Source organism: Caballeronia sp. GAWG1-1 (assembly GCF_023631465.1).
Lineage (GTDB): Bacteria > Pseudomonadota > Gammaproteobacteria > Burkholderiales > Burkholderiaceae > Caballeronia.
Genome location: NZ_JALQDB010000032.1, coordinates 177,422 through 191,754, shown reverse-complemented (window position 1 = coordinate 191,754; position 14,333 = coordinate 177,422). Strand labels below are relative to the sequence as shown.

13 protein-coding genes are annotated in these 14,333 nt (G+C 62.9%); 9 read left to right on the top strand and 4 right to left on the bottom strand.

Translation table 11 applies throughout. The features are described from left to right. The first annotated feature begins 1 nt into the window (after position 1). Genes NCT03_RS22115 through NCT03_RS22105 form a run of 3 tightly spaced genes read left to right on the top strand, consistent with a single transcriptional unit; the run spans position 2 to position 4,212 of the window. The gene (locus NCT03_RS22115; RefSeq protein WP_244831190.1) at positions 2-1,129 is read left to right on the top strand and encodes an HlyD family secretion protein; all 1,128 of its coding nucleotides are present in this window, start codon (positions 2-4) and stop codon (positions 1,127-1,129) included. Beyond that, positions 1,122-2,690: an MDR family MFS transporter gene (locus NCT03_RS22110; protein WP_250493920.1), complete on the top strand. Its 1,569-nt coding sequence runs from the start codon at positions 1,122-1,124 to the stop codon at positions 2,688-2,690. Before NCT03_RS22115 ends, NCT03_RS22110 begins: the two co-directional genes overlap by 8 nt. A gap of 19 nt (positions 2,691-2,709) precedes the next feature. Continuing rightward, on the top strand, positions 2,710-4,212 hold the full coding sequence (locus NCT03_RS22105; RefSeq protein WP_250493919.1) for an efflux transporter outer membrane subunit: 1,503 nt from the start codon (positions 2,710-2,712) through the stop codon (positions 4,210-4,212). Between the two features lie 5 nt (positions 4,213-4,217). Here NCT03_RS22105 and NCT03_RS22100 read toward each other — a convergent pair whose 3' ends face one another. After that, on the bottom strand, positions 4,218-5,441 hold the full coding sequence (locus tag NCT03_RS22100; RefSeq protein ID WP_250493918.1) for a GAF domain-containing sensor histidine kinase: 1,224 nt from the start codon (positions 5,439-5,441) through the stop codon (positions 4,218-4,220). Positions 5,442-6,011: 570 nt separating this feature from the next. Here NCT03_RS22100 and NCT03_RS22095 point away from each other — a divergent pair. Next, positions 6,012-7,139, top strand: a complete 1,128-nt coding sequence (locus NCT03_RS22095) for a sensor histidine kinase (RefSeq protein WP_250467873.1) — start codon at positions 6,012-6,014, stop codon at positions 7,137-7,139. A gap of 14 nt (positions 7,140-7,153) precedes the next feature. On the opposite strand, the gene NCT03_RS22090 is transcribed toward NCT03_RS22095, so the two are convergent. From NCT03_RS22090 to NCT03_RS22080, 3 genes are all read right to left on the bottom strand, one after another. Further along, complete coding sequence (locus tag NCT03_RS22090) at positions 7,154-7,546, bottom strand: response regulator (protein WP_250467872.1); 393 nt, start codon at positions 7,544-7,546, stop codon at positions 7,154-7,156. A gap of 85 nt (positions 7,547-7,631) precedes the next feature. Continuing rightward, positions 7,632-8,444 carry a transglutaminase-like domain-containing protein gene (locus NCT03_RS22085; RefSeq protein ID WP_250493917.1) on the bottom strand — a complete coding sequence of 271 codons (813 nt, stop codon included), beginning with the start codon at positions 8,442-8,444 and terminating at the stop codon, positions 7,632-7,634. Positions 8,445-8,624: 180 nt separating this feature from the next. After that, positions 8,625-9,356: a GntR family transcriptional regulator gene (locus tag NCT03_RS22080; protein WP_250493916.1), complete on the bottom strand. Its 732-nt coding sequence runs from the start codon at positions 9,354-9,356 to the stop codon at positions 8,625-8,627. Positions 9,357-9,737: 381 nt separating this feature from the next. Here NCT03_RS22080 and NCT03_RS22075 point away from each other — a divergent pair, with 381 nt between their 5' ends. The 5 genes from NCT03_RS22075 to NCT03_RS22055 are packed head-to-tail and all read left to right on the top strand — an operon-like array spanning position 9,738 to position 14,332. Further along, positions 9,738-10,625 (top strand): ABC transporter substrate-binding protein, encoded by an 888-nt coding sequence (locus NCT03_RS22075; RefSeq protein WP_250493915.1) that lies wholly within the window; start codon positions 9,738-9,740, stop codon positions 10,623-10,625. Between the two features lie 33 nt (positions 10,626-10,658). Next, complete coding sequence (locus NCT03_RS22070) at positions 10,659-11,720, top strand: ABC transporter substrate-binding protein (protein WP_244831181.1); 1,062 nt, start codon at positions 10,659-10,661, stop codon at positions 11,718-11,720. Further along, positions 11,717-12,628 carry an ABC transporter permease gene (locus NCT03_RS22065; protein ID WP_250493914.1) on the top strand — a complete coding sequence of 304 codons (912 nt, stop codon included), beginning with the start codon at positions 11,717-11,719 and terminating at the stop codon, positions 12,626-12,628. Before NCT03_RS22070 ends, NCT03_RS22065 begins: the two co-directional genes overlap by 4 nt. A 1-nt stretch (position 12,629) precedes the next feature. Next, positions 12,630-13,460: an ABC transporter ATP-binding protein gene (locus NCT03_RS22060; protein ID WP_244831179.1), complete on the top strand. Its 831-nt coding sequence runs from the start codon at positions 12,630-12,632 to the stop codon at positions 13,458-13,460. Beyond that, the gene (locus NCT03_RS22055; protein ID WP_250493913.1) at positions 13,457-14,332 is read left to right on the top strand and encodes a carbon-nitrogen hydrolase family protein; all 876 of its coding nucleotides are present in this window, start codon (positions 13,457-13,459) and stop codon (positions 14,330-14,332) included. The genes NCT03_RS22060 and NCT03_RS22055 overlap by 4 nt, the downstream gene beginning before the upstream one ends. Position 14,333 lies beyond the last annotated feature (1 nt).

The window sequence follows — 14,333 nt, the reverse complement described above, 5'->3', positions numbered from 1 at the left end:
CATGGCAGCAGAAGCGCCCGCCGATAGCGGCAAGATCAACGACACCACCACGCGTAAGCCTTCGCGCAAGGGCGTGCTTATCGTCGTCGGTATCGTCGCGGTGGTAGTCGGCATCGCATGGGGCGTGCGCTGGTGGACGGTCGGCCGCTTCATCGAAACCACGGACGACGCCTATCTCAAGGCCGACAGCGTGACCGTCGCGCCGAAGGTGAGCGGCTACGTCACCGAAGTGCTCGTCGCGGACAATCAGACGGTCGCCGCCGGCGCGCCGGTCGCGCGGTTGGACACTCGGCAATATCAGGCGCAACTCGATCAGGCCAAGGCCACGCTCGACGCCCGCGCCGCCGACATCCTCCGTGCCGAGGCCGAAGTCAAACAGCAGCAGGCCAACGCAGAACAGGCGAAGGCGCAAGCGGAGGTATCGCGCGTGAGTTTGCGGCAAGCCGAAGCCGACGTGCGCCGCTACGAGCCACTTGCCGCGAGCGGCGCGGAAACCGCCGAACGTCTTGCCAATCTCGTCAGCACGCGCGATCAGGCGCGCGCCACGCTCGCCGCGAATCTCGCGGCGGCGCGTTCGGCCAGCACACAGATCGGCGCGACCGAAGCGCAAATCGTGCAGGCGAAGGCACAGATGGAAGCCGCACAGGCGCAACTGGATCAGTCCAGCCTCGACGTGCACGACACCACGCTTTATAGCCCGCTCGCGGGGCGCGTAGGCGACCGCAGCGTGCGCGTCGGTCAGTATGTGCAGCCGGGCACGCGGCTCATGACCATCGTCCCGGTCGAAGCGCTCTATCTCGAAGCGAACTTCAAGGAAACTCAAGTGGGCCGCATGCGCGTAGGCCAGCCGGCCACGCTGCATGTCGACGCCATCAAGGGCGCCGATCTGCATGGCGTGGTCGAGAGTTTCTCGCCGGGCACTGGCGCGCAGTTCGCGCTCTTGCCGCCGGAAAATGCCACCGGCAACTTCACGAAGATCGTGCAGCGCGTGCCGGTGCGTATTCGCGTGGATACGGGTCCGCAAACGCGCAAGGTGCTGTTGCCGGGTCTGTCCGTCACCGTCGATGTCGACACGCGCTCCGCCACCGACGACAGCCGCCATATCGCCGAAGAGAACAGTCATGACTGAGGCCCGTGCCGCGCGCGCGAGCGCCGGCGACTGGATCGCCGTCACGGCAGGCGCGCTCGGCGCGCTGATGGCCACGCTCGACATCTCCATCACCAACTCGGCGTTGCCGCAAATTCAGGGCGAAATCGGCGCGACGGGCACCGAAGGCACGTGGATCTCGACGGGCTATCTGATGTCCGAAATCGTGATGATTCCGCTCGCGGCGTGGCTCACGCGAGTCTTCGGCCTGCGCAACTTCCTCCTGAGCAACGCAACGCTCTTCACCTTGTTCTCGGTGATGTGCGGCTTCTCGCACTCGTTGCCCATGATGATCGCCGGCCGCATCGGCCAAGGCTTCACCGGCGGCGCGATGATCCCCACGGCGCAGACCATCATCCGCACGCGGCTGCCGCGCGAGCAGATGCCCGTGGGCATGACCATCTTCGGGCTGATCGTGCTGCTCGGGCCGCTGCTCGGTCCCGTGCTCGGCGGCTGGCTCGCGGAGAACATCTCGTGGTCGTGGTGCTTCTTTCTCAACATCCCCGTGGGCGTCGCGCTGATCGCGTTGCTGATCACCGGTCTGCCGCAGGAAAAGCCGCAGTGGGACGCCTTTTTCAAGGCGGACTGGCTCGGCATCGCGGGACTCGCCATCGGGCTGAGTTCGCTTACCGTCGTGCTCGAAGAAGGTCAGCGCAATCAGTGGTTCGAGTCGAGCGAGATCGTCTTGCTCACGTGCGTCACGGCATTCGGCTTTTTGCTGATCGCGCTGTCGCAAGTCTTCGCGAAGCGGCCTATCGTGCGGCTGTCTCTGTTGCGCAATCCTCGCTATGCAAGCGTGATTCTCATTGTCTTCGCGGTCGGCGCGGGACTTTACTGCGTGTCGTTTCTGCTGCCGCAGTTCCTGAGCATCGTCGCGGGATACAACGCGTTGCAGTCCGGCTCGATCATGCTGGTGTCAGGCGTGCCGGCGTTTCTCATCATGCCCGTGTTGCCGCGTCTGCTCGGCAAGTTCGATTTCCGCGTGCTCGTCATCACCGGCTTGCTGTTCTTCGCGGCGAGCTGTCTGCTCGACATATCGCTGACGGCGCAAAGCGTCGGACACGACTTCTACGCCTCGCAAATTTTGCGCGGCTTCGGCCAGATGCTCGCAATGATGCCGCTCAATCAAGCCTCCATGGCCGCGGTCTCGCGCGAGGAATCCGGCGATGCCGCGGGCCTCTACAACATGGCGCGCAACCTCGGCGGATCGGTCGGGCTCGCGATCATCGGGACGGTCATCGACCGGCGTAATGACTTTCACGGCGAGGCCATCCGCGAGACGCTCACGGCCAATTCGGTGCTCGGCCAGGACCGGCTCGCGGCCAACGCGGCGGGATTTTTCGCGCAAGGCGGCGACATGGCGCACGCCAAGATGCAGGCGCTAGGGCAATTGTCCGTGCAGATCGGCCAGCAAGCCATCGTCATGACCTACTCCGAAACCTTCTTCATCCTCGCGATCGCGTTGCTGGCCTGCGTGCCGCTCGCCCTTCTGCTCAAAACGCCGCGTCATCAGGCTGGCGAAACGCCATCCGCCGGCCACTAATGTCATGAACGATTCAACGATGTCTCTCAACTCCTTCCGCAGCCGGCGCGCCGTGCCGTTCTTGCTTGCGCTCATTTGCTCCGCGTGCACGGTGGGCCCGGATTACCGTGGCGCGCCGGATATCGCGGCGGAATCGCTCAAAAGCGGGACGTTCGTGCGTACGCCGCCGCAGGGCGTCGACGTCTCGCATGCACCCGCCAAGTGGTGGCTCGCGCTGAACGATCCGAAGCTGAACGATCTTGTCGATGCGGCGCTTTCCAGCAATCCCGATGTGAAAATCGCGCAGGCGAAACTGCGGCAAGCGCGCTCGCAATTGCGCGGGCAAGAGGCCAACGGCATGCCGAAGGCGTCGGCATCGGCGGCGGCGTTGCGTATGCGCTCGCCCGATCTCGGCAGCTTCGCGGCATCCAATGCGGGAGGTTCGGATCAGGGCACGGCGACATCCAGCGGGCGTGGTCCGCTCGACTTCTACACCGCCGGCTTCGATGCCTCGTGGGAACTCGATCTCTTCGGCGGCACGCGTCGCGCGGTCGAAGCGGCATCCGACGAAGCCGACGCCGTCAAAGCGGATCTCGCCGACACGCAGGTGTCGCTCGCGGCGGAAGTCGCGTCCACCTACGTCGGCTTGCGCGACCAGCAACGACGTCTCGCGCTCGGCCGCAGCACCGCCGAATATCAGCAGCAAATGCTCACGCTGACCGAGCAGCGCCGCGCGCGCGGCACGGCGGCCGACGTGGATGTCGAGCGCCTCACGACGCAAGTGGATACCACGCGCGCGACGCTCGTGCCGTTGCAGGTGCAGATCACCGATTCGCTGGATCAACTCGCCGTGCTCACGGGCCGCGCGCCCGGCGCGCTGGACGCGCAACTCGGTGAGGCCGCGCCCTTGCCCGACCTGCCAGCTTCGGTGGCTATTGGCGAGCCATCGGCGATGCTGCAACAGCGTCCGGACATCCGCGCGGCGGAACGGCGCCTCGCATCGAGCAATGCGCAGATCGGCGAGCATGTCGCGGACTATTTTCCGAAGGTGACGTTGCTCGGCGATATCGGCTTCACGGCGTCGGACCCGGGACATTTGCTGCGCAAGCAGAATTTCTCGTGGCTCGGCGTGCCGTATCTGCAATGGAACGTGCTGGACTTCGGCCGCACGGCGGCGAGCGTGGATACCGCGAAGGCTTCGCGCGACGAAGCCGAGGCGCGTTATGAAAAGACCGTGCTGGCCGCGCTCAAGGACGCCAATTCGGCGCTCGCGCGCTACGGCTATCAGCGCGAGCATCTAGTGCGGCTCGAAGAGGTCAATGCGTCGTCGGAGCGCGCCGCCATCCTCGTGCGTCAGCGCTACAAGGCCGGCGTGTCGACCTTGATCGATCTGCTCGATGCGCAGCGCACGCAGTTCGCCGCGCAGCAGGACGTGGTTGCGGCGCAGGGCGAATTGCTCAAAGACTTCGTGTCGCTACAAAAGAGTCTTGGCCTCGGCTGGCAACAGGGAGATGACGCGAACCAGCTTGCGGCGGCGCATTGAGCCGTTTAGAAGCCGGCGTCTCGTGCGCGAACCGGAATGCGCGCGGTGAATCTCGTGCCGATCTCGGCGCTCGATTCCACTCCGAGCGTTCCGCCGTGCGCCGAGACGATCTGCTTGCAGATATAGAGCCCGAGTCCGAGCCCGCCGCCCGGCGCGCTCGTCGCGGGACGCCAATAAGGCTCGAACACTTTTGAGAGCGTCTCCGGCGCGATAGGCTCGCCGCCATTGGTCACCGACAGCGTGAGGTGATCGCGCTCTACCGCAATCTCCACCGTGACGGGCGTATCGGCGGCGCCGTGAGTCATCGCGTTGCCGAGCAGGTTTGAAAGCAACTGCTGAATGCGGACGAGATCGCAACTGACCGCGGAATCAACCTGTATGGCGCGATTCACCGCGCGCGACGGGTTCGCCACGCAAAGCTCGTCGACGACCGCGCGCAGGTAAGGCGCGATGTCATCCACCGCGACGATGCTAACCGACATGCCCGAGCCGAGACGGCCGCGCGCGAGATCGAGCACGTCGTCGATCAGCCGCGCCATGCGCGCCGCCGTCGCCTTGAGCCGATTGCCGATACCGACGAGATCCGGCTCGCTCTTGCGCCGGCTCAACAATTCGCCATTCGCGCTCACGGCGCTCAACGGATTGCGCAAATCGTGACCCAATACCGCGATGAACTGCTCCCGAAGATGCGCCGTCTCGCGCTCGTCGAACAGTTGCGCTTCAGTGGACCATTGCCGCTTTTCGCTGGCGAGCTGCATGCCGATGAGATTTGCGAACACCTCGAACATGCGCACGACGCGCGGCTCGGATACCTTCGCCGGACGCGGATCGACTGCGCAGAGGTTGCCGAAATACTCGCCGTCCGGCAAAACGATAGGCACGGAAATATAGCTTTCGAGACCGTAAATGGCGGGTGTGTGATGATCGCGATACGTGGTGTCGCTGCTGAATCGATCGACGATGATCGGCGCACGCGAGGCCCGCGATTCCGAGCAGAGCGTGGTGCGCAGTTCGAGTTGTCCGCCCGGCACCAGTCCGAAATTGATGTTGTCCTGAACGGCGCAGGCTGTCCAGGTCGAGTCGGTGACGCGCGCGACGGCCGCGAAACCCATTCCGGTTTCGTCGCAGATCATCTTGAGTATCGACGGCACCGCGCCGATTCCAGCCACGGCGCCCATGTCGCGCGCCAATGCCTCTCGTGAATCCGCCGGTAAAAGTGGTCTATTCACGGCTTCCCTCCTCATCCGCGACATTGTGACAGAGCACGCTCATGCGGTACCAAAGTTTTACGGATAACCGTGCGGCAAATAGCCGATCGATCTGCGCTGCCATGCACCGCAAAGGTTTGCGCATCGCGGGTTAAACGTTATTCAGCGGGTTTGAACGTGCAAGCCGTTAATAAATACGCTGTGAGCCCGATAACAGGTGATTCCCGCTTATTTAAAGGATGCGAGGGACGTGGTGCGCGGCTCGCGTGCGAGTTGCATGATAATGAATCTTCATGCATAGAACTAAAACGATCTGGGGCCGACGAAATGCCGGCTGCGGTTATCAATCTCGCAAAGTGCACGGTGAATCCACTCACGGATTTGCAACATTGGACGCGCGGAATCAAATAACTTTTTCTCGGGAACCGGCTGCGTAGCATTGCAGCGCGAGCGCGCAAGGCGCTCTTTGGTTCGGCTCGGATCGCTCGGTCTTGTTCGAGCAATCGCGCCTTTTGACTCTCACTCTCACTGGCATAGCTGCTTCCTCCACATGGCCGGCCGGTCACGCGCGTGGCGCCAAGGACATAGGCCATGATGCACAACTTCCTCTCCAATAATCGCTCAGAGCTGGTGGAGCGGTGTCGAGCCAAGGTCGCGAGCCGCCCGACGCGCGCAGCCTCCGATGCGCAGCTCGAAAACGGCGTACCGATGTTTCTCGACCAATTGATCAAGACGCTGCGCATCGAGCAAGGCAGCGATCCGCTCGCGAGTCGCGCGGTATCGGGTGCGGCCGGCGGCATCATGACGGAATCGGAGATGGGCGCAACGGCCGGACAGCATGGTCACGCGCTGCATTTGCTCGGTTATACGATCGCTCAGGTCGTGCACGATTACGGCGATCTTTGTCAGGCCATTACCGATTTGGCGCACGAGCGCGATGTGCCATTCCAGATCAATGAATATCGGACGTTAAACCGCTGTCTCGATAACGCCATTGCGAAGGCTGTCACCGAATTCAGTTATCAACGCGCGCAAAGCACAAATCAGGAACAACAGCGCGCCTCTCAGGAACGGGCGGGTGAACTTGCACACGAACTGAGAAACGCACTGTCCATCGCGACAACGGCCTTCGAAGCCGCAAGAACCGGAAGTCTGAGCCTGACGGGCGCCACGGGAACGGTACTTCAGCGTGGCCTGGCTTCGCTGCGCACGCTAATCGACGGCTCCATTGCGGACGTCAAGGAATTGGCGGACGGCGGGACGTCGGCGGCGACGTTTTCGTTGGCCGACTTCATTACCGAGGTAGCGCACGCGGCTGAACTGGCAGCGCAAGTGCGAGGCGTGAAATTCACGGTGTCTCCCGTCGACAGCACGCTTGCCGTCAGCGCCGACCGCGATGCGCTTTATTCGGCACTTGGCAATCTGCTGCAAAACGCGTTCAAGTTCACGCGCCCGCAAAGCGAAGTGTCGCTCAACGCTTATGCCGTGGCCGGCCGCATTCTAATGGACGTGAAAGACCATTGCGGGGGACTTCCGCCCGACTCCACGCTCACCATGTTCGAACCATTCACGCAGCAGTCCGCCGACAAGAGCGGCTTGGGCCTGGGCTTGTCGATTTCCAAAAAGATCGTCGAGACGTATGGCGGCGTGTTGAGCGTGGCGAACCTACCGGGCGTCGGGTGTATCTTCACCATCAACCTGGCGCGCCATTCGGTTTGACGACGGCGCTCGAATCAGCGGGCGCTTTTTAGCGAACTGGCGTGAAGCGCCAGCGTTTCGAGTAGCGCGCTCAACCTGAGCGGCTTCGTGAAGTGGTAATTGAAACCGGCGCGTATCGATGCCGCGCGTTCCGCCATCGAAGACAACGCGGTCACGGCGATCAGGAGCGTCAGTTTGTGCTCGTCGGCCTGGCGCAACTGACGCGCAACCTCGCGCCCGTCCATGAGCGGCATTTCGACATCGATCAGGGCAATCTCGGGGCGCCACCGGCGAATCTCGGCCAGCGCGGCGCAACCGTTTTGGGCCGTATGGACATCGTAGCCTTCGAGCGATAGTGCTGAAGCGCAGGCCGCACGAATGGCGGCATCGTCGTCCGCAACAAGGAGACGGGGCAGGTGCTTGCGCATGATGGTGCTCGCTTTTTTAATGGCTAATACATCTATTCGAGCATTGAGCATTCCCGACCATGCAGACTATTCGTGCGGCGCGCCTCTAATAGCCCTGCTCGGGCTCGCAAACGACATGAAAATTGACGAGCGTGGTCTGCCCGAACGTGTTGCTGAGCGCGACATCGGCGGCGTCGCGGCCGTACGCCATCAGCACGCGGCCAACGCGCGGCGCGTTATTGCGCGGGTCGAAGACCTGCCACGTGCCGCCGACATAGGCCTCGAACCACGCCGCGAAATCCATCGGCGCATAAGGCGGCGGCAAGCCGACATCGCTGATATAGCCGGTGCAGTAACGTGCCGGAATATTCAGCGCGCGGCACAGCGTCACCGCGAGATGCGCGAAGTCGCGGCACACGCCCACGCGCTCCTGGTAAGCCTCCCAGGCCGTCTTGGTCGGGCGCGCATGGTGATAGCCGAACGTGATGTGATGATGCGCGAAGTCGCAGATTGCCTGCACGCGGGCCGCGCCCGGCGCGGAATTGCCGAAGAGTTGCCAGGCGGCTTCCGATAGCAGATCGGTTTCGCAGTACCGGCTGCCGAGGAGAAAGACAAGGCACTCGTCGGGCAGTTCTTCCACCGCGTGTTGCCGGCCATCCACGGGACGCGTTTCGAACTCGCCCGATACATTGAGCAATGCGGAAGTCGACAGTTCGAAACGCCCCGGCGGCGCCACGATCCGGCTGCACAAATTACCGAAACCATCGCGATACTGAGTAATCGGCACCGGCGGATTGGTGGCAAGCACGTCCGCCACGATCACATCGTTGGCATGCGAGTAATGCGTGTTGAGCATCAGCATCATGGGTGTCGGCTGCGGACACTCATAGGCAAGATCGTAGCCAACGCGGAGTCTCATCGGACGTCCTTTGCTGTGATGATTCGTGTGGGGCGTCTCGAAGGACGCCGCAAGCGAGGCGCTTGCAGCCACACTATACTGCGCCGCCCTGAAGTCATTAAAGCCGGAAAATTAATGTGGAGCGTGCGGTATCGCGCGGTTCAAAAGCGCGCGCCCGGCACGCATCGCACACATCGCACGCTACGCGCCACGCAGCAGGATAGCTTCGAGATCGTCCTCCTCTTCTTCCGCCGTATGCAGGCGCAGGGTAGCTTCGATGTGCGCGAGATGCTCGACCATGAGCTTTTGAGCCAGCTTGACGTTGCCGGCTTCGAGCGCATCGATCAGGCGCGCGTGCTCGTCGTGCGGACACGCCTCCGAGGTCGGCGCGTTGTAGAGCAGGATGGTCAGACACGTGAGCATCTGCAGGCCGCGCATGGTGCGCTCGATGAAGCGATTGCCGCCAAGCTGCGCCAGCAACACATGAAACTCCCCCGAGAGCCGTACAGCGGTGCGCCGGTCATTGCGCTTGCGTGCATCTTCCTCGCGCGCGACATGCGCCCTCAATGACGCAATGTCCTTCTTCGTCGCGGACCGGCAAACCTTCTCGACCACGGGCAGTTCTATCTGCCGCCGCGCCTCGAAAAGTTCGCGCGCTTCTTCCACCGTCGGGCTCGCGATAAACGCGCCCCGGTTCGGCACGATAGTCACCACCAGTTCATGCGAAAGCTGTTGCAGCACCGCGCGCACCACCGTGCGGCTCACGCCGAAGATGGCGGCGAGCCGGTCTTCCGCGAGCTTCGTCCCCGGATGCAGGCGATGTTCGGCGATGGCGTTCATCAACCGTTCGTAGATGGGATTGCGTTGAACGCCATCGAATGACCCTTTGACGTCGAGTTCATTCGATGCGCTTCGTTTCTTGTCTGTGGGCATGAGGTCTTCCTGAGTCCTGCGGTATTCCTGGCGCGATTATCCGCTTAGATTGCATACGATTCAAATCGGGATTGTATGTATCAGCACGGTGAAGCGCCGAACAAACCAAGCAAAAAGCAGCATTGTTGGTGCCAAAAAGCATCGCGAAGGTGCAGCGTTACACGCCGATGGTGCGAAATGGTCCAATTGAACCGCAGCAAGTCTCGTATACAAACGTAGCTGATTTTGTAGTCAATAATATTCATCGCTAGTAAACAAAGGCAGTCGCGGCTAACGTCAACTTACGTATGCAAAAGTGGCACGGTCTTCGCTAAAGCTCTCGGGCGATGCCTCTAAGCGCTGCACGACGTCTCACGGAACGAACCCACCACTGGGAACACGATGCGAAAGTTGTTGCTGGCGCACGGCGGTGCGCTTTCCAATCTGCCGCTCTTCGTCGCCATCGACGCGGGCTTGCTCGAAGCGCGCGGACTTCATGCCGAAGCACCAGAGCTGGCCGAATTCAAATCGACGGCCGCGCTGTTACGTACCGGTGCGGCGCAACTCGGCACCACGGGCTTCACGCAAGCGTTAGTCGATCACGCGTTGCCTGATCCGCTGCGCATCGTCGGCGGCAGCGGCAAGCTCGGCATGGCGCTGGTCGGGCAAGGCGGTTTGACCGTCGAGGCACTGCGCGGCCAGCGCGTGGGCACCTTCGCCGACGACCCCATGGAAGCCCTGCTCTACGACGCCTTGCGCATTTACGGCGTCGGCATGAGCGAGGTCGAGTGTGTGCACTTCGGCTCGCTGACCGCCGCCGCCAGCGATCTGCTCGCCGGCCGCATTGCCGCGTTGACGCTGGTGGAACCGTATATCTCGCGCTTCGTGGCGCAAGGCTTCGATGTGCTCTGCGACGGCATAGAAGCATGGGGCGGCGACTATCCCGACACACTGCTCGTCGCGCGTGAAAGTTTTCTCGTGGCACAGCCGGACATCGTGCGCGAAGTGCTCGCCGGCATGCTCGAAGCGCAAGCGCTCATCGAGCGCGATCCGCACGCCGCGTTGCGCGCGAGTGCGCATCGATGGCCCGAGTTTTCGCATGACGAGTTGCTCGCGGGCATGGCGCGTCAGCCATCCGATGTCGACATTCGGCCGTTACGCGCCAGCGTGCTCGCGCGGGCATCGGCACTCGAAGCGCTTGGACGCATGCGTATCACGCCGCGCTTGAGCGACATCTTCGCCCTCGATCTGCTCGACGGCTTGCTCAAGTCCGGACCGATTTTCCAATGAAACGCCTTTGTTCAATTTGACGGGGATATCACGATGTTCAGGAAATTCATCGATAAAAACGCGGCATCGCTGCGTCTTAGCGCAATCAGCCACGAGCGGCGCGACTTTCTTGCGCGCAGTGCCTGCATGGCGGGCGGCGCGATGCTCGGCGGCGCATGGCTCACCAACGCCAGCGCGGCCGGCGGTCTCACGCTCAAGGCGACGCACGGCACGGGCCTCTGTAATTGCCCGTTCTTTCTCGTGAAGGAGCGCAATCTGGCGCAAGGCGTGACGCTCGATTTCGTGACCACGCCGACCAATGCCGACATCGCGGCGCTCTTCGGCGCGGGCGTCGTGGATGTGAGCGTCGTGCCGTACACCAACTTCATGACGCTCTACGATGCGGGCGCGCCCATCAAGGTCGTCGCGGGATCGGGCGTGCAGGGCTGCGTGATCGTCGCGCAGCCGGGCATCACGTCGGCGGAGCAGTTGCGCGGCAAGACCATCGGCACGTTCCAGGCCGATACGCTCGAAATGCTGCCCTACGACTATCTGAAGAAAGCGGGCATGAGCTTCAAGGACGTCAAGGTGCGCTACTTCGGCACGTCGCCGGAACTGGCGCAGGCGTTCATCGCGGGCAATATCGATGCGATGTGCCATATCGAGCCGTACGCCACGCAGGCGCTGAAGTCGCGCGCGGGTTCGGTCATGCTTTCCAATGGCGTCGATGTGTACGGCGCGAACTATTCCGACTGCGTGCTCGCGGTGCGCGAGAAGTTGCTGCACGAGAATCGCGATGCCGTGAAGTCGCTCATCAAGGCCATGATGGTCGCGCAGCATCAGGAAGAACAGGATCGCGCGACCGCCGTGAAGGACACCGTCGGCAAATACTTCAAGACGAGCTACGACGCCACGCTCGACGCCGCCACCAAGCAGCCGCCGATGATCGATCAGCGTGGCAACGAAGCGTTCATCCTCGGCCGCGCGGAAAATCTGAAGGAGCTTCGCTACATCAAGAAGCTGCCAGGCAAGGACATGTTCGACTGGGGGCCGCTCACCGAAGTCATCAAGGAAAACGGCGACCTGTACGCGCAATTGCAGCGAAAGACCGCATGAGCAGCCTCATGGGATACGCCACTTCCCGCCTGAAGCGCGCGAGCGACAAGACCGCCGATGGACGCATGCGGGCGCGGCGCGCGCCGCTCCTTGCGCGCATCGTGCCGCTTCTGTGGGGCATCGCTTCGCTTGCGTGCTTCATCGCCGTGTGGGAAGCGGCCTGGGCGCTGCACTGGGCCGATCCACTCCTGCTGCCGCCGCCGCATATCTTTTTGCGCAACTTCGGCTCGCAGGCGCAGTACTTTTTGTCGAGCGATGTGATCGGCGAGCAGTCGAGCGGCACGGCGTTCGGCGCGCTGGCGATGACCATCGCCGCGACTACCTTGCGCGTGCTCGCAGGTCTCACGCTCGGCTTCGTTTGCGCGGTGGCGATGGGCGTGGCCATCCGTTACTTTCGTCTCTTCGGCAATCTCACGCTGCCCACCATTACGCTGCTTGCGCCGATCTCGCCCATTGCGTGGCTGCCTGTCGCGATCTTTCTGTTCGGCATCGGCAATGGGCCAGCGGTGTTCATGGTCTTCATCTCGCTCTTTTTCGTGATGACGGTATCGACCATCGGACAAATAGACAGCGTGAGCCGTACGCAGCTGAACGTGGCCGCCGTAATGGGCGCCACGCGCGCGCAGACGTTTCGCCATGTGATCCTGCCCGCGATTCTGCCGTCGCTTTTCATGGTGCTGCGCATGAACCTGTTCGGCGCGTGGATGGTCGTGCTGATTGCGGAGGCGACCGGCGTGGGCAGCGGGCTCGGACAAGTGGTGATGCTCTCGCGCAATACCTTCAACGCGAGCCTTTCGTTCTTCACGATGACGCTGATCGGCGTGCTCGGTTTCGCGTTCGATTACCTGTTGCGCATCGTGCAGCGCAAAGTGCTGTTTTGGGTGCCGGAAAGCGGCCTGAGGAAATGACATGACCGAACAAGCCTTTGCCGACGTTGCACCGAAGCGCCGCGGCCAGCCACCGCTCGTGACCTGCACGGGCGTCGGCAAGACGTGGGAGACGGACGGCGAACCGTTCGTGGCTTTACGCGACATCGACCTCGAAGTAGCGCGCGGCGAGTTCGTCGTCTTTCTGGGTCCGAGCGGATGCGGCAAGAGCACGCTGCTCTTTCTCATGGCGGGACTCGAACAGGCGACCGAAGGCCGCATTGTGTGCGGCGGCGCGGAAGTGCATGCGCCGGGCACGGATCGCGGGCTCGTGTTTCAGGAGGCGTCGCTTTATCCATGGCTCACGGTTGGCGAGAACGTCACGTTCGGCCTGAAGATGCAGCATGTGCCAAAGGATCGCCGCCGCCAGGTCGCGCAGGAGATTCTCGAACGCGTGGGACTTTCCGAAGCCATCGACAAGCGGCCGGATCAGTTGTCGGGCGGCATGCGGCAGCGCGCGGCCGTGGCGCGCGCGCTTGCGCTCAAGCCGGAAATCCTGCTGCTCGATGAACCCTTCGCCGCACTCGATGTGCAAACGCGCGCCCGCATGCAGGACTTTCTGATTCAGGTGTGGCGGCAAGCGGGCGTATCGATGGTCTTCGTCACGCATCATATCGACGAAGCCATTGCGCTCGCGGATCGTATCGTCGTGTTCACGGCGCGGCCCGGGCGGATCAAGACGATCATTCCCGTCGACATGCCGCGTCCACGCGATTCGCGCAGCCCGGCCTTTCACGCGCTCGCCGATCGATTGACCGACCTGTTGCGCGACGAAGTTGACCGCGCGTTCGCGGAGCAGGAGCGCATCAAGTGACCGACGACGTGCTTCGCGTAGCCGCGATTCAATCGCCGCCCTGCACCACCGATCTCGCGCACAACGCGGCCATCGCTTTCGATGCCGTCCGCCGCGCCGCAAACGAAGGCGCGCGTCTCATCGCGCTGCCGGAACTCGCGACGGTGCCGTATTTCGCGGGCTCGCCTGCGGGACGTTATCGCGAATGGGCGAATCCCGCGCAAGGCGCTTTCGCCGATAAGTGGGCCGCGCTCGCAAAGGAATGCGATGCCGCGCTCATCGTGCCGTTCTACGAGCACGATCCGGCGAGCGGTTGCTATCACAACGCGGTGCTTGGCTTCGATGCCAAAGGCTCAACGTTGCGTGCGAATGCAGGCCCGGTTGCCCGCAAGCTGCACTTGCCCGTCGGCGACGATCCCCCGCCCGGCTATGACGAGCCCGCGCATTTCACGCCCGGCTCGGGTCTGCATGTGGTGAACGTCGGCGTCTGGCGCGTGGGCGTGCTGGTTTGCTATGACCGGCGTTTTCCCGAGTGCTGGCGCGCGCTGCGGGCACAAGGCGCGGACCTCGTGATCGTGCCGGTGGCGGGCAGCGGCGGCGACGACATGGACTTCTTCGTCGGTGAAATGCGCACGCATGCCCGCGAAAACGGCCTCGCCGTGCTGTGCGCGAACAAGGCCGGCGACGAGTTTCTCGATGACGCGCGTATCGACAACTTCGGCGAATCGTGTGTGATCGCGGCCGATGGAGCGGTGCTCGCGCGACGGTCCGGCATGCTCGGCGCAGGCATCGTGAGCGCGACGCTCGTGCACGCGGATATCGCGCGCACGCGGCGTCGGCTCAATTATTACGCGCATCGGCGGACCGATCTATACGGCACGCCGTCGTTCTGAT